Origin of the sequence: Vibrio sp. J383 (assembly GCF_023503985.1) — a bacterium.
In the GTDB taxonomy this organism is placed as follows: domain Bacteria; phylum Pseudomonadota; class Gammaproteobacteria; order Enterobacterales; family Vibrionaceae; genus Vibrio; species Vibrio splendidus.
Genome location: NZ_CP097293.1, coordinates 2,395,442 through 2,414,185 on the forward strand (window position 1 = coordinate 2,395,442; position 18,744 = coordinate 2,414,185).

Annotated in this window: 10 protein-coding genes and 1 pseudogene; 1 reads left to right on the plus strand and 10 read right to left on the minus strand. The window is 43.2% G+C overall.

What is annotated here, in order from left to right; genetic code table 11:
* Nucleotides 1–54 precede the first annotated feature (54 nt).
* Nucleotides 55–1,092: a polysaccharide lyase family 7 protein gene (locus M4S28_RS10925; RefSeq protein ID WP_017063622.1), complete on the minus strand. Its 1,038-nt coding sequence runs from the start codon at nt 1,090–1,092 to the stop codon at nt 55–57.
* A 534-nt stretch (nt 1,093–1,626) separates the two neighbouring features.
* On the opposite strand from M4S28_RS10925, the gene M4S28_RS10930 reads away from it, so the two are divergent.
* A complete protein-coding gene (locus M4S28_RS10930) occupies nt 1,627–2,385 on the plus strand; it encodes an oligogalacturonate-specific porin KdgM family protein (RefSeq protein WP_017077165.1) in 759 nt (252 codons plus the stop codon).
* A gap of 185 nt (nt 2,386–2,570) precedes the next feature.
* Here the strand turns inward: M4S28_RS10930 and M4S28_RS10935 are convergent, their stop codons facing one another.
* The 9 genes and pseudogenes from M4S28_RS10935 to M4S28_RS10975 all read right to left on the minus strand — a co-directional run bounded on the left by M4S28_RS10935 (nt 2,571) and on the right by M4S28_RS10975 (nt 18,743).
* A complete protein-coding gene (locus M4S28_RS10935) occupies nt 2,571–4,139 on the minus strand; it encodes a polysaccharide lyase family 7 protein (protein WP_108161892.1) in 1,569 nt (522 codons plus the stop codon).
* Between the two features lie 308 nt (nt 4,140–4,447).
* Nucleotides 4,448–4,762, minus strand: a pseudogene (locus M4S28_RS10940) (polysaccharide lyase family 7 protein); the annotation flags it as partial.
* Nucleotides 4,763–4,999: 237 nt separating this feature from the next.
* Nucleotides 5,000–6,871, minus strand: a complete 1,872-nt coding sequence (locus tag M4S28_RS10945; protein ID WP_249632731.1) for a methyl-accepting chemotaxis protein — start codon at nt 6,869–6,871, stop codon at nt 5,000–5,002.
* 1,052 nt (nt 6,872–7,923) lie between these two features.
* Entirely contained in the window at nt 7,924–8,805 is an 882-nt protein-coding gene (locus M4S28_RS10950; protein ID WP_004733521.1) for an NAD(P)-dependent oxidoreductase, read from the minus strand.
* 658 nt (nt 8,806–9,463) lie between these two features.
* Nucleotides 9,464–11,542 carry a DUF4962 domain-containing protein gene (locus tag M4S28_RS10955; protein ID WP_249631798.1) on the minus strand — a complete coding sequence of 693 codons (2,079 nt, stop codon included), beginning with the start codon at nt 11,540–11,542 and terminating at the stop codon, nt 9,464–9,466.
* A 218-nt stretch (nt 11,543–11,760) separates the two neighbouring features.
* Nucleotides 11,761–13,539, minus strand: coding sequence for a sodium:solute symporter family transporter (locus M4S28_RS10960; RefSeq protein ID WP_065606754.1), 1,779 nt, complete (start codon nt 13,537–13,539; stop codon nt 11,761–11,763).
* Between the two features lie 768 nt (nt 13,540–14,307).
* Nucleotides 14,308–15,024: a FadR/GntR family transcriptional regulator gene (locus tag M4S28_RS10965; RefSeq protein ID WP_004733498.1), complete on the minus strand. Its 717-nt coding sequence runs from the start codon at nt 15,022–15,024 to the stop codon at nt 14,308–14,310.
* Between the two features lie 395 nt (nt 15,025–15,419).
* Entirely contained in the window at nt 15,420–16,274 is an 855-nt protein-coding gene (locus M4S28_RS10970; protein ID WP_249631799.1) for a fumarylacetoacetate hydrolase family protein, read from the minus strand.
* A 315-nt stretch (nt 16,275–16,589) separates the two neighbouring features.
* On the minus strand, nt 16,590–18,743 hold the full coding sequence (locus M4S28_RS10975; RefSeq protein WP_249631800.1) for a heparinase II/III domain-containing protein: 2,154 nt from the start codon (nt 18,741–18,743) through the stop codon (nt 16,590–16,592).
* Nucleotide 18,744: the final 1 nt, after the last annotated feature.

An 18,744-nucleotide genomic window follows, 5' to 3' on the forward strand; every position in this document is an offset into this window, starting at 1 on the left:
TCGAAAATATTCCTTAAGGACTGCGTCTAGCTAGCCTGTTGGTTATGCTATGTGCTATTTACCGTTCAACTTAAGCGCTGAGAAAGTCACACTGTTGTAATCGCCATTCTTTTTATCGATAGCGAAATCGCCAGTACCGCCACAACCAGGCCCCCATACAGGGTGAGAATCGCTCACGCTACATTGGCCGTATGCGCCCGCTTTGTAGTAAAAATCATCTTCAGCATAGCCCGTTGGTGAATCAAGTTCATCGATGCCCTTACTCAGGTCGATTTCATACTTAACGGTATCGTGACGCTCGGTTTCAAACGTTAGGTACATCATGGTGCCTTTCACTTCCACTTTGTAGCTAAACTCTTCACCAAGAGCAATACCCGCTTCACCCGGCTCTGCAGGGTTTTCCCACGTGTTACCCCACACTGGATAAGCGATATCGGCACGGTTAGGATCTTTTTTCTCTAGGTTACGTTCATAGTTCCAGAATACTGAACCCATTTCTTGGTCAGGAAACTTCTTATAGAAGATCTTTAGTGGTTCATTACCATGCCCATAACCGGTTCCAGCTTTGATTAGCTCGTTGTGTTTTTTAGCATGAATCTGACCAACCACAACAGAATGAGCTGGGTATTTTTCTGGGAACTTAGCGTTAACTGAGACGTGATTAACTTTTAATGTCGCTTCTAATGTTCCGCCAACAGCACTGTATTCACTAGCCGCTGGGTGACTCGACAGTGCCCACTGGTTTCCTTTATCAGCCGTATCGATAGAGAAATCTGCGCCTCTTGGCATTTGTCGTAATTCAGAACGCGCATTCTTCGAGTTTTTCGTCGTAATCGCTTGGTTCTGCACTTCAAATACAAGGTTGCCGTCTTTATCAAGATGGAAGAAATCACTATGTGAGTAGCTCATCATAGCGACCCCTTCGATTTCATCAACGCGACCATCTTCATTAATATCTGAAGGTATGGTTATTTTCCAATTATGCATATCGAATTTATCGGCAGGTACGGGGTAAGAAACACCGTTATTTGCGAAAGTAACCATTGGCACAGTCGCTAATAACGCCACTGCTAATATGTTTTTCTTAAACATGACTCATCCTTTATTGTTAACAGATACTGAGTACACTCTCAGCACAGAAACTACTTTTGAACACGAATTAGTACTAAATATTTTCTCTTCGACTTAAATAAACCAATAAATAAAATTTACATTTCGCCATCTTTTAACTTTTACCAAACATTTGGCGGTGGTTTATATCTATATCCCTCAACATGCCCCGTTATGTTTAAACCACAACAACTAGAACATCGATATGAAAGCGTGGGAATATTCTTATATTTGTATTATTTTAACACATGCAACCAACTGAGCTTACAAGGTTTGTTAATATGAGAACTGAGTCATGAATGATTTGATTGGTAAGCCTTAAATTGAGATATTCATAACATTTAGCTATATAAATAGGCCATTAGTCGGAACTTTTGATAGATCTCACAGAAATCTACTCTAGGAATAAATACCATATTTGTCATACATTAATTTAATACCATGTAAGGTATTGGTTTGTGAGTCAGGGGTACATTGGATGTATCCAAAATAAAAAAATAATAGTGAGACAAAGGTATGAATTCTGTTACAAAAATTGCTGCAGCTGTTGCATGTACTCTTTTAGCGGGCACAGCTGCTGGTGCATCTCTTGATTATCGAGCGGAATATAAACATGAAGACGACAAATACGCGCATCGTATTAAGATTGGTGGAAGTACAAAAATAGCAGACGAGACAAAGCTATATTTTAGCGTTGAACAAAAGTTCGCTCCAAATGCAGAAGGCGATATATATAACCAATTGGAACGCGGAGATTCTGAATTTGATTGGGGGGTTCGTTATGCGTTAGATGAAAAATGGTATTTGCAGCCAGGTATGCCTATTACGTTCGGCGATGAAAAAACGACACTTAAACCACAGTTTCGTGTTGGGTATAAAGCCGACTTCGGCCTAACAACGGCTCTCCGCTACCGTCATGAATTCCAAAACTACACAGACAGTTCAAGCAGTTCTCTCACAAAAGTTAACGGCGATAAAATAGCATTAGCTGGTGAGACTGTTCAGCAAGGTAAATTTACATTGACAGGCGCTTATAAATTCCAAGACGAAGATTTAAAAAACCTTCAATTAAGTTATGAGGCGAACTACGTCAAAAGCTACGAAGATCAAGTCAAAGCGAATGGAGAAGATTGGGAATGGGATTTAGGTGTAAAAATCGGCTATAAATTCGATAACCTAAGACCTTATGTTGAATTTTGGACATCAGATTACGGCTCAGCGGAAGAGAATGAACGTCAGTTAAAAACACGCGTTGGTGTTACATACTCATTTTAAACATGGTGACTATCCATTCTTTAAAAAAGGTTTAGAAATTTCTAAGCCTTTTTTATTAACGAAGTATCCTAAAACCCAAAACTTGTAGAGCGAAGCCTTAGGATTAAATAAAAGTAGTCCTATCGGTAATGAAAAAATGGCAGCTAATAATAGCTGCCATTTTAGTTGTAAATTCAACTTATTCATTATTCCTGATACTGATCGTGCGATACGTCTAGCTGGTAGAAAGTCGCTTGTGAGTAATCATCTAGGTCGCCGCTGATGTTTTGGTTGTAAACACCGGCCTTGAAGTACATGTACTTGCCGCCCGCGTCGTAGCCACTGTTGCTCATATCAACCACTTGTACAACATCGTCTTTGCCTTCACGCATTAGCGTTACAGTCATCGTGTTGCCTTTAACGTCAATACGGTAGCTGAACACTTCGCCAAGCGCGATACCATCGTCACCCACTTCAGCCGTCATGTCGCCAACTAGAGCGTAGAAGTCCTCTTTAGTTGCGTCTTGGCTTTCATGTGCGAAGTAAACCGCACCCGTTGCTTGGTTCGGCAGTTTACGGTAGTACAGACGAATCGGCTCATCGTTTTGATCGTGAATCTGACCAATGATAAAGCGGCCTACTTCGTTCGCATTACCCGTCGTTGTTGCATGGTCGATTTTCAACGTCGCTTCTAGAACGCCGTCAATACCCGCCGCCGACTCTAAGTCAGATTCAGGAGCGCTTGAGAATACCCAGTTGTTCTTGTTGACACCTTTAGTGCTAATAGACTGATCACCACGACGCATCATTTCACGAAGCTCTGTACGCGCGTACTTAGTGTTTTTAGATGTACGTACACCTTTCACGTAAGCTTTGAATACTAGGCCGCCGTCATCAGCTGTGTAGAAGATTTCTGGGTGCTGGTAACCGTTTGCAAGGTTCCACTCAGACACATCATCAGGCTTGCCGTTTTTATCATGGTCAAATGGTTGAGATAGGTACCAATGCGTCATGTCAAAGTTTTCGCTTGGCGAGTTACCTGCAACTGGTGTCGCTGGCAGGCCTGTCGGAAGTGGCAGTGCACTGCGTGTGTCGCATTCAACGGTCGTCTCACAAGGGTAAACCGCTGCTACGCCGAAGTTACCAGAGCGTAGATCTTTGCGCGCATCTTTACGTGCTTTTTCTGCCGCTTTCATTTCCGCGATAATCACGGCTTCTGCTGCTACCACGTCTGAAGTGATGATATGGCTAGCAGGACATGCGTTAATGCTACAGTTAACCGCCGCTAATCCAGTCACACTGTTCCAACCGTTTTTGGTGTTACCGTGACCAACGTATCTTACGTAGCGTGCTTGCACTGCTGGCTCAAATTGGAAACGCTCTAGGCCGATCGCTTTACCTGAGCTTAGTTGGTTTTCTAGTACCGTTGTCCAGCTTTCGCCATCAACACTCACTTGGATATCAAATTTAGATTGGCGCTGATTACCTTTACTGAAAGATGCTTGAACCGCGTCAAACTCTTGTACTGAACCATAGTCTAGCGTTGCCCACTCGCCGTCACCCGCAGATGACCAACGTGTAGTTAGGTCTTGGTCAACGAGACGATCAGGTCCGTTACCATCATGGCTACTAGCGGAAACAGCAACTGGCGTCAGAAGCGCTTCGCCAGTTTCTTTGTTATTTGGAAAATCAGCAGTAGGCGTGCTCGTGCTCGCACAACCAACCGCAAGTAGAATAGAAGAAGCGAGTAAAGTTTTTAGAGTAATTTGTTTCATATTTAATCCATTATTATAATACAAAGACAGCGTTCGTAAGTGAAAGCTAAATCAGCAAACATGGGCTATAAGGCGATTTACCTATCAGTATTTGCGATAACACGAAAATATTACGTAATCTTATAATACAAATAAAATACTTCGTTGGATAAATGAGACTAGGAACACTTTCCGATTTTTCCATACTTTAACTGGATCACACTCCCTATTGATAAAAGACAATATATAAGAATTTAGAATGTGAAATGAGCTAGTAAGGGCAGAACAAGCGAGCTGTAATAGTGTATATTTGCATGGTTCGAGCAGAACATCTTGTAGTTCGCCATTTTGAAGATAAGATTTTCCGTCTCTTCGTCAGCATAAAAATAATCACTGACATAACCATCGAAGTTACCATCTTTGACTTCAGAGGTTTTATTGCCCTCCTCTCCATTAGGATCAGATACCTGAAGATCTGAGCTGGAAAGAATGTTTTGATACTTGATAATATCATAGGGAGCAACAACACCAGCGGGCATTCCTGGGTTATTGGTATCGGAAGGATCACTACTGTCACTTGAGCTGCTTCCACCGCAGCCGTACGTAAACGAAGCGAGTACTACGACGAAGATTGGCTTATTCACATTTATCTCACTTATCCATAAGAGTAGAGTGACAATGTATATTTGTACTATTTTATGTCGATTGTCTATTTATCAGAATGTGAGATGCGGCAAATGAAGTGAAATGAACGGATATTGCGTAGAGTTAGACTCAAGAACAACGCAGAAAAGCCACTCTAAACTCGACAGTTATTGAGTGGCTCTCAGATCAACAACTAAACTTAGCATGTTGATTTTTAGATATAAATATTAGAAAGATTAAACCTTAAAGCTGCTCATCAACTCACTAACGCTACCGTTAAGTGTTTTGATTTCTGCTGATTCAGTCAACTGATCTTGGCTTAGTTTATTAAGTTCCTCAACAAAGATTTCAATCTTATGCATATTCTTAGCAATGCTCTGAATAAGGGCGTTTTGCTCAACAGACGAACCCGAAATGTCATTATTAAAACGACTTACTGTTTCCATCTGCTCGGTTAGCTTCGCCAACATGTTTACAGCTTGAACCACTTGATCGCGAGTCAGTTCACAGTTACTTTTGGTTAACTCAATAGATTTAACCAAACCATCTGATTTAGACTGCAAGCCAGATAACGCTTCATCAATTTCAGAAGTACTGATTTGAGTTCGGTTGGCTAACGCACGGACTTCATCAGCAACCACCGCGAAACCTCGACCATGCTCACCTGCCCTCGCCGCTTCGATTGACGCATTCAATGCCAGCAAATTAGTTTGTTCCGCAATTCCGCCAATCACAGACACGATAGACTGGATGCTCTGCGTTTCATTGGCCATTGAGCGAATATCATCAGAGGTGGTGCAGACTTGCTTCTCAAGATCACTGATATAGGTTTCCGTCACTGTGTTAATTTGTTTCGTCTCATCACTGAATACAGCCGCCTCTCTTGCTGCTTCTGCCGCCGACTGAGAACTCTTCTCTACTTCATTTGATGCTTCAGACAAGCCGTTAATCGCAGAGACCACTTGAACCGTTTCATCAGTGTGAACTTTCAGTACATCGCTGGTTTCTTTACAACCTTCGCGAATACTCAGTACCTTGGTATCGAGATCCGAGTTCTTGTATTTCACATCCTTAACCATCTCTTGTAAGCCGATAATGAACAAGTTGATGTCTTTGGCGATATGCCCTAAGTCGTCATTCCCCTTCTCAGCAAGCCTTTGAGTCAAGTCTCCGTTACCTTGAGATAGGTCGTGGACGATTTTTCTCAGTGACACGATTGGGCGGTAGAAGCGATTCAGCAGTAAAATCATCAATATCACCGAGCCAAGTACACAAGCCACGATAAGGATGCGCGCACTCGACATCACGCCATTCAATTGATTGAGCGCGAGTTCAGGGTCAATACTGGAGATCATGAACCACTCTTTCTGGCTGCCAATATCCACTTTCTTGGCCATCAAGATTCTCCGGTTACCATCAATCACACCCTCAATGAATTGATCAGGCTGTTCAATGGCACTGTTGAGTTTCATTTGAGTGTCTGCAGAAGATATATTGCTTTGCGGAAGCACGTTTTCGATTGTTGAAGCGACCACCATCCCCTTTTCGTCGATGATAATGCCTTTGGCTTCGTAGATGCTGTCCAGCTGTTCAAGCTGCGTTTCCAAATCGTCAAAGCGTATATCGGCCATGATGACACGATCTTGGTATGAGTAGGTCACACCGATCATAGGCACTTGAGTACTCTTAGTGAAAAACAGGTCACTAAAAGATAAGCCTGATTTCAATTTGGCTTGTTGATACCAAGGTCGAGTGGTTGGATTGTATTTTTCTTTTATCCCAACACCATTAGGGAAAGACTCAGAAGGGCGAGAAGTATAAGAACGGCCGTCGTCAAAACCCACCACAATCTTGTCAATGCCACCGAGCTTTGCAGCATAATGCATGAGTGCTTCATTCGGTACTTGGTATGGGGATGTCATGAACTCTTGTGCAACAGAGTTAACGGTATCGATGGTGCGCTGAACGGTATTTTCTATTTGATTGATTTCTATCGTAAGCGAGTGATCAATCTCGTTATAAATCGTTTGGTTTACCTGTTCAGTGGCTAAGTTCAGCGTAAACCAGTTCGTAAATGCCAAAGCACTAGAACTGACGATCGCTACCATTAAAATCAATTTTCCTTTAAACCCTAGAGACAATTTTGAATTCATAAAACTCATCATCCACATCAACCTATGTCTATTATTTTCATCCGAATGAAATGGTCATTTTTTACATTTTCGAAGATACGGAAAGCGAAACTTGTTCATGCCGATCCATCGTCACAACCATCAATTTAATTAATATTGTATGTTTAATTAGCCAGACATTCTGTGAGCGATCTTGATATATTAAAACTGGCTAAAACCGCCCTGTGACATAGGTATCATTTATGAGTTTGGATTTTATTCGAAGTTAAAAATTGACGCATAACACATTCAAATAGATCGATTTTTAGATAATTAGCTCACCATTTCTCCAATGAAATCTTTTCGAAAACTCTTCTTCTTTACCTCACCCAGCTGAGTAAAAAATGAGTCTTAACTCACACTTCTACCAACTAACCATTCACTAAATGCATTCAATTTTAAAATTTATTTGTAATACAATAAGCCTTAAGTTATGGTGTATTTGAATCATAACTTAAGTTCTTTCTGGATGCTTTTGTTCAATTCAAAGTGATAATTGAAGCAGCCGCTTTAAGGTCATTGAACGCGTTTAACGTAGAAACTGTCGGGGGATCTCGTTATTCGTTTTTTCACTTACTATTGCTCATTTGTTTGTCCAGACGGCTCGTCCGAACATGCCCATACAGTCACCAGCTGTGTGGGCTTTTTTTTACTTTCTTTTCAGGACCGATATACGAGCAGTGTTAGGCCATCACCAACAATCATGTAAGTGTGCTGGTTTTAAGTTTACGAAGAAAAGTAAATGAACGAGTGGATGCTAGAAGGTTTTGAATTTACCGTTAGAAATAGATATAGAAAAAAATAGGAATTGAGGCAGTAACAGAGTTAAACAGAGTTTTGATTAGGTGTAGCTGAGGAAGTAGAAGTAGAAGTAGAAGTAGAAGATTTTAACGAGGGAACAAAGGTTGGATATGGCAGATAAAAACGAACCTCGCTGAGGTATCGCCGCCTAAAAAGACAGGCAATACCCTAGCGAGGTCGTACGTCGATTACTTCTCTAGTTTAGCGAAGTAGTCGAAGATTACTGGTACGTCGTTGTTACCCATGCCAGCATCTACAGCAGCTTGTAGGCTTGTTGCAGTACCTTGAGCGATTAGAGACTCAGTACCTAGCTCTTCACAAAGAGCAAGGAAGTAACCAAGGTCTTTGTTTGCGTTAGCAACAGAGAAACCTAGCTTCTCTTCGCCGTCTACTGCGTAGAACTTACAGAATTGCATGAACGGAGAGTTAGATGGACCTGCAGACATGATGTCAAACAGTTGTTGGCCATCAACACCAGCGCGTTGAGCAACAGCGAAAGCTTGAGACATAGTCGCAACAGTTGTCATACCCATGAAGTTGTTTACAAGCTTAGTCACGTGACCAGAACCTAGAGCGCCTAGGTGGAATACGTTTTCGCCTTGCTCTTCAAGAACAGGTTTAACTTTGTTGAAAGTTTCCATGTCGCCAGCAGCCATGATGTTCAGAAGACCATCTTTAGCGTGTGCAGGAGTACGACCTAGAGGTGCGTCGATCATGCCCGCGCCTTTTTCAGCAAGAGCTGCGCCGATTTTCTTAGTAGAAGCAGGGATAGAAGTACCGAAGTCTACTAGTACTGCGCCTTCTTTGATGCCCGCTAGAACGCCGTCTTCGCCGTAAACGATTTTTTCAACAACAGCAGAAGTTGTCAGACAAAACTGAACGATGTCACTTGCAGCAGCTAGTTCTTTAGCAGAAGTGAATGCAGTTGCGTTGCCGCGATCTGTAACGCGAGCAACAGCTTCAGCGCTTAGATCCATTACGTTTACGTGGTAGCCGCGCTTTTGTAGGTTTTCAACCATGTTGCCGCCCATAAGACCTAGGCCAATGAAACCGATTACAGGTTTAGTCATGTTCAAACTCCAAATATAGTATTGTATGATTATATGCTCATTATAATAACGACGTCTTTCTCGTTACGCAATAGTTTTAGGGCATTGATTTGATGGTTAGACGCAAGTTGTGACGGGGGTTCACTTTACGAGAAAATATGGGGCACGCTTTGTACTTACAGGAACTATTTACCACTTTAAAAACCGTCTATTGATGAAATAACATACGTTAAATGTCATACGATTAGTAAGAACAAGCTACGCCTTTACCTATGTATAGTTCACTACTCCCTCACTCAGCCAGTGATTAGGCTGTTTACGGAAAAGTAAGTCATAACAATTGCTAGGAAACAGGCGTTGGCGCCCTGTTCTTCTAACAGAGCGATACATACGAGTCTCTTATACGACTCCTGCACATTTCATTCAGCATAGTGGCTAAGTACATGCCGGTCTTTATGTGTATCAATGTCCAGATTTAGCCCTGAGCCACTGACTTGGCATCGAGAAGTTATTTATCTCTGGTCAATCAAGTTTTCTTTCAACCTGATGGGTTTGCCACTTATCCAACTTATCCAACTTAACGGACTTATCCAACTCCAACTTAATTGGCTAGCCAAACAAAAAAACTCCGAGTTTTCACTCGGAGTTTTTAGTATCTAACTTCTGTTACTTCAGCGGATTACAGTTCGATTGAAACCGTTTCACCGTCAACATTGAGCAGTAGCGTGTTGCCTTCAAGCTTGTGAGACACTTCAACTTGCTCGCCTTCGTTCTTATTAGGAACAAGAAGCGTCAAGATGTTGTGCTCTTTCGATGGCTTGAATTCCACTTCCACGTGACAGTGGATCTCAAGATCTTTAAACTCGTATGGGTCAACTTCGCCGAAGCCTTCAACGTTCTTAACTGAAGTGATGTTATCAGCAGACTCGTTGATGAAGTTTACGTCTAGGTGCGCAACTTCGCCACGGATAGTGAAAGACTTTTCTGCCACTTCGTTTGCGAAAGTTGTGTGCATTAGCCAAGTCATGTCTTTCTCTTCAGAAAGCGTTGCCTTGTCTTGCATTACGAAGACTTTACCTTGAACGAACCAAACCTTACGCTTGTAAGATTCAATTTCAGGAACGAAGTACTTGTAAGATGCCGTTGCATCACCTTCAACCATCTTCACATCAGATTCAGTGTCGAAGTCAGAGATAGTGCCGCCCGCTTCGATACAGAAGCGATCTTGGTGGTTTTCGTAGCCTGTGTTCTTGTTCTCGCCGTACTGACCTTTACCGCCAAATAGTGGCAGGTTTTTAGAGAACGTTTGACGACGCCACTTCGTGTGCATGTCTACACCGAAACCACCGTAGTAACCAGTGATTGACGCTAGCGTTTCACCGAAAGCATGCAACGTGAATGCGTTTTGGTCACCGTGAGAGTGGCTGATTGAGCCAAACGGTGAACATTTAAATACCATATGGATATGGTTATCACGCTCAGTCATCTTGTTGTGGAATGCAGCCCAACCCGTGATTGGGAATACCTTCAACAGTGGATCGTTCGATGGGGCTTTCTCTTCAGGTGCATCCCAAAGGAAGTTAAAGCGAAGATCATCGTAACCGAAGTCCCACCAACCGAAGTTGTAGAATTTGGTGTGTGCTTCAGTATCACGGCCTTTCAGTTGGTTGTAGTACCAAACGTACTCAGGCTTCTGGTTAACACCTGCGTAGTGCTTGATGTTGTAAGCCAGTTTTAAACCTGGGAAATCGCCGATTGAAGACTGGTCACAGAAGCTCGCGCGCTTAGAGTGAACTGGCATGCAGTAAAGCGGGAAATCACCTGTGTTTTCGTAGAATGTTTTGTTAAACATGTCTACACCACAGTATGCTTTCAATAGGTCGAATGCTTCGCCTAGAAATGCAGTTTGCGTGTTCCAGTAATCAGGACCTTCAGCCCAACCGCCGTCTACACCGCCCCATGGTGGGTAATGTACTGCGTAGTATTCTAGCGCGTATGCAATGTACTCGCCTGCTTTCGGGTGATCGTGGTAAAGCGCGATACACGTTGGGATGATAGCAGAAGAGATAGAACGAACACCGTGGCTGTTTAGTGGGTTGTTCAATAGATCAACCGTCACTTTCAGGTGGTGCATGATTTCGTCTAGACGCTCAATCAAAGCATCTTGAACTTGCTGGCGTTCTTCATCTGTGAAGTAGCCGTGTAGCCAGTCGTAACCCCAAGCCATAGCCGCAATAACACGGAAAGCCGCTTCATCGTTATAGCCACGAGAAGTCACGCCTTCTGGATCGTACGTAGACAGTTTTAGAGTCCAAGCTTTTGCTTTCGCAATGAGCGCTTCGTCTTCTTTTACAACACCAGCAATCGCTAGGTTACGTGTCGCGTTCAGTGCCATTTGGCAATCAACGTACATTTGACGCCAATAAGGACGCCATAGAGAAGCTTTACCTACCGTCTCAGCTGGGTACGCTTGAGGCTCTTCGAAAGGAGCAGTCTCAAGGAACTTAACTGTAGAGTTGTTGTAGAAATCATCAAACATGCAGTGAGCTTGATCAGCTTTCACTTTCGTTTTGAATTCTTCAAGCTGATCAGCTTGAACAAGAAGACGCGGACGTGCTTCGCTCAAGGTGTCTAGGAATGATAGGTCGAAGTCACGTGTTTGAACTTCGATAGGGAGTAGGTCTACAAGATTACCTGCTGAAGTATCGTTTTCCAGCTTCATCTTCCTGATTGCATCAAGAGATTTTTGGTCGCTCATTCTAACTCACTTATTTTTCAAGTTGATTGAAAGGAATTAGCAATAATATACGTCTTATTGTAGGACAATTGAATGTATTTCGATTCAATCGTACAATTTTTTACAGTTTTCGTGATTTAGGTCTGATGTTGTAAGGCTGACACGTTTACTCGCTTCGCCAAGCAAAAAATGCGACGCCCTTTCGAGTCGTCGCATTCTATCTAAGTGTTCGCTATATATTAGCTTTCAGTTACAACTTTAGCTTGCTTGCCGCCGTCATCGACCGCTTTCACAAGTAGAACACCGACACCACCAACTATCACACCACATAAGATGAAGACTAGGCGTCCCCACATTGGGTTAGTCAGAAGAGCCATCAGCATAATACCAACACCCGCTACTGCGATAAGCTTACCAAGCATTTGACGTTGTTTGTTATCCAACACTTTTTGCTCTGCCGATTCAGCTACTAATGGTGTATCTAAGTTGCCAAAGAACTTATCAACATCCGCTTGACGTTCTTTTGAGAGAGGCTTGTAGAACATCGTAGATAGTACGAAGAAGCCACCGGTTAGCGTGATGTGAGCAATGAGACCAATCGCAACTTTAACATCAGACCATTCACGTCCTGTTAGAGTATCAAGACCAAACGCCGCTGCTACCATCTCTGCGTCGATAACAAAACCAACCACATAAGATACGATACCACCAACAACTAGCGTACCCCAACCAGCCCAGTCCGGAGTCTTCTTGATGAAGAAACCAAGGAATGCAGGAATCGTCATAGGGAAACCGATTAACGCACCTACGTACATCATCGTATCAAACAGGCTCAAACCTTTAAGCGAGTTGATGAACTGTGCGATAAGGATAATAGCGAAGCCAAATACCGCTGAAGTAATTTTAGATACGGTTACTAGCTCTTTCTCTGATGCTTGACCTTTACGAACGATTGTTTCGTAGAAGTTCTTAACAAAAATACCTGAGTTACGGTTTAGACCTGAGTCCATTGAAGACATTGTCGCTGCAAACATCGCGGCAACTAGAAGACCAACCATACCTGCTGGCATGTACTCTTGTACGAAGTATAGGTAAGCAAAGTCACCCGCTTTTTTACCTGCATTCGGGTAAGCCGCGGATAAATCAACACCTTGGCCTGCAATGAACCAAGAAGGCATGAACCAAATAAACACACCACACAACATCAACACACAAGCAAGCAATGCAGCTTTCTTAGCATTCTTTGAATCTTTTGCTGCTAGGTAACGGTATGAGTTAAGCATGTTGTTCGTGATTGAGAACTGCTTAACGAAGATGAAGAATGCCCAAATCGTAAAGATGCTTAGGTAGTTGATGTTGTTGCCCCAAAGGAACGAACCACCATCTTGTACTGGGAAGTTGTTAACAATCTCACCAACACCGCCACCTTGAACAACCGCTACAACCGCACAAGTTACCGTTACCGCCATGATGATAACCATCTGCATGAAGTCAGATGCGATTACCGCCCATGAACCACCTGTTACCGACATTGCCAATACCACTAGGCCAGTCACCCAGATAGTCATGTTCATGTCGAAACCGAAGATACCCGAAGCGATGATTGCCAATGCGTTTAACCAAACACCCGCAGATACCACTGAGTTCGGCATTGAAGACCAAGTGAATACTTGTTCGTTGGTTGCACCAAAACGCATACGAATCGCTTCGATTACCGTAACAACGCGAAGTTGACGGAATTTCGGCGCGAAGTACGCGTAGTTCATGAAGTAACCAAATGCGTTGGCTACGAAGATGACCGCTACAGCGAAACCATCGTTATACGCTTTACCTGCTGCACCGGTGAATGTCCATGCACTAAACTGGGTCATAAAGGCGGTTGCACCAACCATCCACCACAACATGTTACCGCCCCCGCGGAAGTAGTCACTAGTAGTACTTGTAAATGTTCTAAACATCCAACCTATCGCAATCAAGAATAGGAAATAAATGCCGACAATAATCGTGTTGAGTTCCATCGTGTATCCTTTGTCCGTTTTAATTTGTTACGAGGACTATAGGAAATTCGACCCTTTATTTGTAGTACAATAATCTAAATAAGTGATGGTGATCTTATTTTGATTGATTAAGTTAATTATATATATGACATAGGATGGAATATGGCTAATCCATTAAGGAAATTGTTAGGGTTTTAGGTAAAACCCCAAAAGATCAAACACTCAAAATAAATTAAACCTTAAAAACAACAACTTAAAATAAAAGTAAGACTTTGCACACTTATTAACAAATACAACCAAACACATATAAACATAAAGACCTCAAAAATAATAAAAGAGAATCCGTGACCAAACCCACATCATTCATCACACAATAAACCAGTGTTTTTTACGAAATCGAGCGGGTAATATCATTAGAATTCAATTTAAATATCTAAATATTAAATCCACGAACCCTGTTTGTTTAATCCCAGATTTAGAATACTTAGAGGTGAAAAATCCCGGCTGTCGCATAACTACTTGTCTGATACGGACAGTCTAAAAATGTGTTTAGAACGATGCTTGGGGATTATTACGTAGACGTTAAAAATAAGGCGGGTTGTAACGTGGAAGAATAGCTTAACAGACGTAGCGAAAAGACTGACCAAAAATAGTGCTACAGATAGTGCAACACGCGGCCTAAAAACCAAAAAAGGCATGCACTAGGCATACCTTTTAAAGTCGTTTATCCGAACGTGAGGATGTTCATCTCAAAGTGAGATGGCTCAGGTGCGCTTTAAATCATTTCTATTATGCTGTTGCCAAACGGTGGTTGGCATCTTGCAAGTGAACAGCAGAAGCAATTCTAGCCTTGTCACAATCACCGGCCATGATAGCTTCATAGATTCTGCGGTGTTCATTGATGCATGTGCTTCCCTCTTCAGAAGAATGCACGATGAAGTTAACGAACATAGTAGTCAGAATATTACCGAACGGTAGATAGAAGTCGTTACCGGTCGCATTGAAGATCAAGCTATGGAAACGAGTATCAATGTCTGTCCAACGTTCTTGGTCAAACACTTCAGCTTCATCCACTTCGACCATCTTTTGGAAGATCTCTGAAAGCTCGATACGTTGTTCAGCAGTCGCAAATTTTGCCGCCAGTGCACACGCTTCAGGCTCGATCGCACGGCGAAGGCCTAAAAACTGAGAACAGAATTGGTCTACGTCGGTTAGTCCGTCCATCCATTCAATCAGTTGAGGATCAAGGAAGTTCCAGTATGCGCGGTCGACTACGCGAGTACCAATTTTAGGGCGAGACTCTAACAGACCTTTAGAGGTCAGTAGTTTAACTGCTTCACGAAGTGCCGTTCGGCTGATACCAAACTGTTCACACAACGCCATTTCACCAGGAATAATAGAACCTTGCGGCAGATCACCAGACAAAATTCCACGAGCGATTTCGCGTGCTACTTGCACGTGCAGGCTACGCTTCGAGCCCGAAATTGAATTAAAAGTGCTAGCCATAAGTTCGCTTATTTATATGTTATGTTTATGTATTATTTAAGGAACACTATAACAGTATTTAAACCTACAGCCAATTGAGTAAAATCAAAGCGGATAGTACCTGTTAATTTATTCAATTAATCAAACACTTAGGAAGCATCTAATTTCTCTTAGCTAGAAACACTGTGTTACACCACTAACAAAACCCTCGCCGAGCATGTAGGTTCGTCATTCTCGTTTTCTCTGCTCGCTTCCAAAAACATCACTCAATTGGGCTAAAATAATGGAACCGAAAAACGGTTAGTTTATTCACTACACAAGTTAAGCTAGTTCAAATTGAATCAATAGGTTCAAGTCGTCTACGTACTGCAGATTCAGACATAAGCTCTGTAGGTCCCAACGCTAATTCAATTCCATCAGAACCGCACTTCGTTGACCACAGTCCCTACTCCTTCAATCGTGACACTCACTTGATCTTTGTCGGACAGAGCATAGGTTCTTCCTGGCGTTCCCATGAAAATAAGATCGCCCGGTTTGAGCGTAAAATAGTGGCTCAAATAGCTAATGACTTTTCTAGGTTTGTGAATCATAAACGACGTGTTCTCTTGTTGAACCACCTTGCCATTTACACGCGTAGTTAATTGCACGTTGTTATAATCGATACCACGAACAATCGTATTACCTATCGGGCCAAAGCCGTCTGAAGCTTTCGCGCGGAGCCATTGTAAATCCGTGCCTTGCCAACTTCTCTCTGTAATATCGTTGCCCACCGTCACGCCAAAGATCGCTTGTTCTGCTTCCTCTTCACTGGCTTGACTGAGCACTTTCCCAATAACAACCACCAGCTCACCTTCAAAATGGACATTCCTCGCTTCAGGTGGCACTTGAATCGCTTCGTCTGTGAGAATCAAAGAAGAAGGAAGTTTAAGAAACATCGGCGGTGGTGCATCGGCAGGTGAAGCTAAGTGGCTAGCGAAGTTCATACCGACGGCGAATACCTTCTCTGGTTGTGTCGGCAGCAACACCTCAACCGACTCTAACGGTATCGAAGTTTCCACTACCGAATGTTCGCTAAAGATATCGCCGCTGATCGGCAACACTGCGCCTTTATCTAACTTTCCATAACTAATCTTGTCTTGATATTGATAACGCACGAACTCCTCAGTTTCAACGCTGCTATCAGACTCGTCATTTGCTAAAACAGCGTTAGCAAAAACAAAGGTAGAACAAGACACTGCAAGTATTGATACCAAACCTTTCATTAACTTCATGGTTCACTCCCTAACCGTTTATTCCTATCAGTTACTGTAGTCTAAACACAGGCGAACATTAGCTATTTCCCTTCGCTTGGGTTAACTCTTTGTTCCTTATCCTTTCTAGCAAGCCGTTCTATTCTGTTTCCTACACACATAAAAAAACCGAGCAACTCGCAGTGAGTTACTCGGTTTGACTTATTCCCGATGTTTCAGTCGTTGTTGGTATCAACGAACGATTTTTCAATCACGACTGAATTCAATGTGATGCTTCGTTCCCGCAAAGCACCACATCAATACATGTCATCGTTAAACGACATGTATGTTAATCATTTACAGTTGAGCAAATGATCCTTCCCACGAGTATGTCTCACCCGCGAACTCAACAGTGTGAGTTGCTTGCTGCGTGTCTTCAGCTTGGTTTGAAATACCGTAGTGGTAAGTGTTGCCAGAAGTAGTCTGAATGCGAACAACAGTCCCGACACTGTTATGGCCCACAACAGACACTGATTTAACTAGACCACGAGCGCCTACAGAGGCTTCGATAGACTCGTTAAAGTAACCATGCGTTTCTAGTACAGAAGCAAACACGTGGTTTTGACCAGACTGACGTAAGATGAACGCAGGCTCACTCTTAAGGTTGAAGTCTGGATCGTTAGCACCAGTGCGAGCAAAAATCACTTCGCTGCCCGCATTCGCGCTGGTTACTAGGCTGTAGTAGCTGCTGTCATGTAGCCAGCTTACTAGAGAACCTTCTTCGTTCACTTTGCCTGAAGCCACGTTCCATAGGTGTTGGTAACCGTTGTCTTCACCTAACGGCTTAAGCGTTTTTTCCATGTTGTAATCGAAGTCAGTACGGATGATTTGACCTGAGTGGTGAACTGGTAGGTCGTACTGGTGCTCAGCGTCAGATTCAATGCGGTATACATCAATCACTAGCGGCTTCTCAAACTCAGGAAGTTCAGCAAGAATCACGCTACGCTGCATGTCTACGCCTGTGTAGTACTCAGAAATTGTGCCGCTCATGCCTTGCAGAGACTGGTCGTCTGCTACAAAGAAGTGCTTCTGACCAAACTTAGACTCAGCTAATGCTGTGTTGAAGTTGTTCTGCGTTTTCTGATCAACCGTTACTGTGTTGTGAGCAACCGTCTGCTTACAGTAAGACTTGTTCTCTGGAATGTAACGACCGCCAAACTTAGGCTCAACGTTTACCCAGCGACCGAAGCCGTAATCGTGCAGCACTTCGTGGCCACGGTTGAATACGCTTAGGTGCAGTCCATCGTAGTGACCGTGGTCTAGTGCAGAGTGGTACTGGTGATCGCTGCCGTGTTGACCAAACCAGATCAACGCCATCGTGTCGTCGTCTTGTTCGTCACGGTGACGAAGGATGCTTACGCCGCCTTTTTCGCCTTCAGGGCCGTCGGTTACAAACAGGCTACCCCAGTTGAATGCTTTGATATCATCTGCTGCATCAACAGCGTCAGACAATGTTTTACCGGAAGCATGAACCCAAACGTTTTGTTGGTGGTTAGCCATACCAAGCAGAGTTTCAGTCTGCTCGTAACGGTGGTAACACACAGACGTTGCCATGATAACGCCTTCATCGTTGATAGAAATTGTCTTCGATGAATCGTTCAGAGCTGGCAATGTGCCGTCTGGGAATGCCGTTTTGAATACAGAGTAAGACGTTGTCTTGATCACTGAATCGTTGAATTCATAGATACCCACTTCAGGCTGACGACGTTCAATCGCTTCTGCGAACAGGTAGATTGGACGTAGAGAGAAACGGTGGTAGTAAGGACCTTCCATGTAGTAGCCGTCTGGCGAAAACAGTTGGTCAAGTTGCGCTAAGAAACCGCCGCTTACTTTGTCTAGTTTCAGGCCGTAAAGCGCTTTGTCTACAGACTCTTGGTCGTTGATCGCGTAACCACAGATACCTACCGCTGCCACTGCCCATAAGCCGTGGTTGTGTACGATATCGAAGTCGTGTGCGTAAGTCACAACGAACATCTCGATCATTTGCTTAAGAAGATCGTCTTCGATCAGGCGCTTTTGCTCTTCAGAGATAGTGTGGTAGATGCAGCTGTACGCACAAGAAGCGTAAAGCATCCACATGTTCTCGTTCAACGTTTGGTGGAACAGCTTACCCGGAGGGTTAGAGTCACGGCTTACGTTGCTTTCAAGTGTTGGGTACACCGTCGCGTACGCTGTTAGCATATCAACGATGTAATCTCGGTACTTTGTTTCCTCAGTGATAAGGAATAAACGGCCCGCTAGATCCATGTGAATGTAGTTTTGCTTATGACGGTTATGTTCGTAACCGCCGCCTTCACCGTGACCTGGAACTTCAATGCTAACTTCAGCCATGTAAGCGTCGGTTTGTTTAATATCGCGAGTCAGTGCGTTACCTAAAAGGCTATCCTTGCCAAGTTCTTTACGAAGCTCTGCTGCTTCTTCAAAGTTAAGTAAAAGTGGTTGATAGCTCATT

Bases quoted from the DNA above. Each gene is read 5' to 3' on its own strand.
- M4S28_RS10925 (WP_017063622.1), bottom strand. From the start codon at position 1,092: ATGTTTAAGAAAAACATATTAGCAGTGGCGTTATTAGCGACTGTGCCA.
- M4S28_RS10930 (WP_017077165.1), top strand. From the start codon at position 1,627: ATGAATTCTGTTACAAAAATTGCTGCAGCTGTTGCATGTACTCTTTTA.
- M4S28_RS10935 (WP_108161892.1), bottom strand. From the start codon at position 4,139: ATGAAACAAATTACTCTAAAAACTTTACTCGCTTCTTCTATTCTACTT.
- M4S28_RS10945 (WP_249632731.1), bottom strand. From the start codon at position 6,871: ATGGTAGCGATCGTCAGTTCTAGTGCTTTGGCATTTACGAACTGGTTT.
- M4S28_RS10950 (WP_004733521.1), bottom strand. From the start codon at position 8,805: ATGACTAAACCTGTAATCGGTTTCATTGGCCTAGGTCTTATGGGCGGC.
- M4S28_RS10955 (WP_249631798.1), bottom strand. From the start codon at position 11,542: ATGAGCGACCAAAAATCTCTTGATGCAATCAGGAAGATGAAGCTGGAA.
- M4S28_RS10960 (WP_065606754.1), bottom strand. From the start codon at position 13,539: ATGGAACTCAACACGATTATTGTCGGCATTTATTTCCTATTCTTGATT.
- M4S28_RS10965 (WP_004733498.1), bottom strand. From the start codon at position 15,024: ATGGCTAGCACTTTTAATTCAATTTCGGGCTCGAAGCGTAGCCTGCAC.
- M4S28_RS10970 (WP_249631799.1), bottom strand. From the start codon at position 16,274: ATGAAGTTAATGAAAGGTTTGGTATCAATACTTGCAGTGTCTTGTTCT.
- M4S28_RS10975 (WP_249631800.1), bottom strand. From the start codon at position 18,743: ATGAGCTATCAACCACTTTTACTTAACTTTGAAGAAGCAGCAGAGCTT.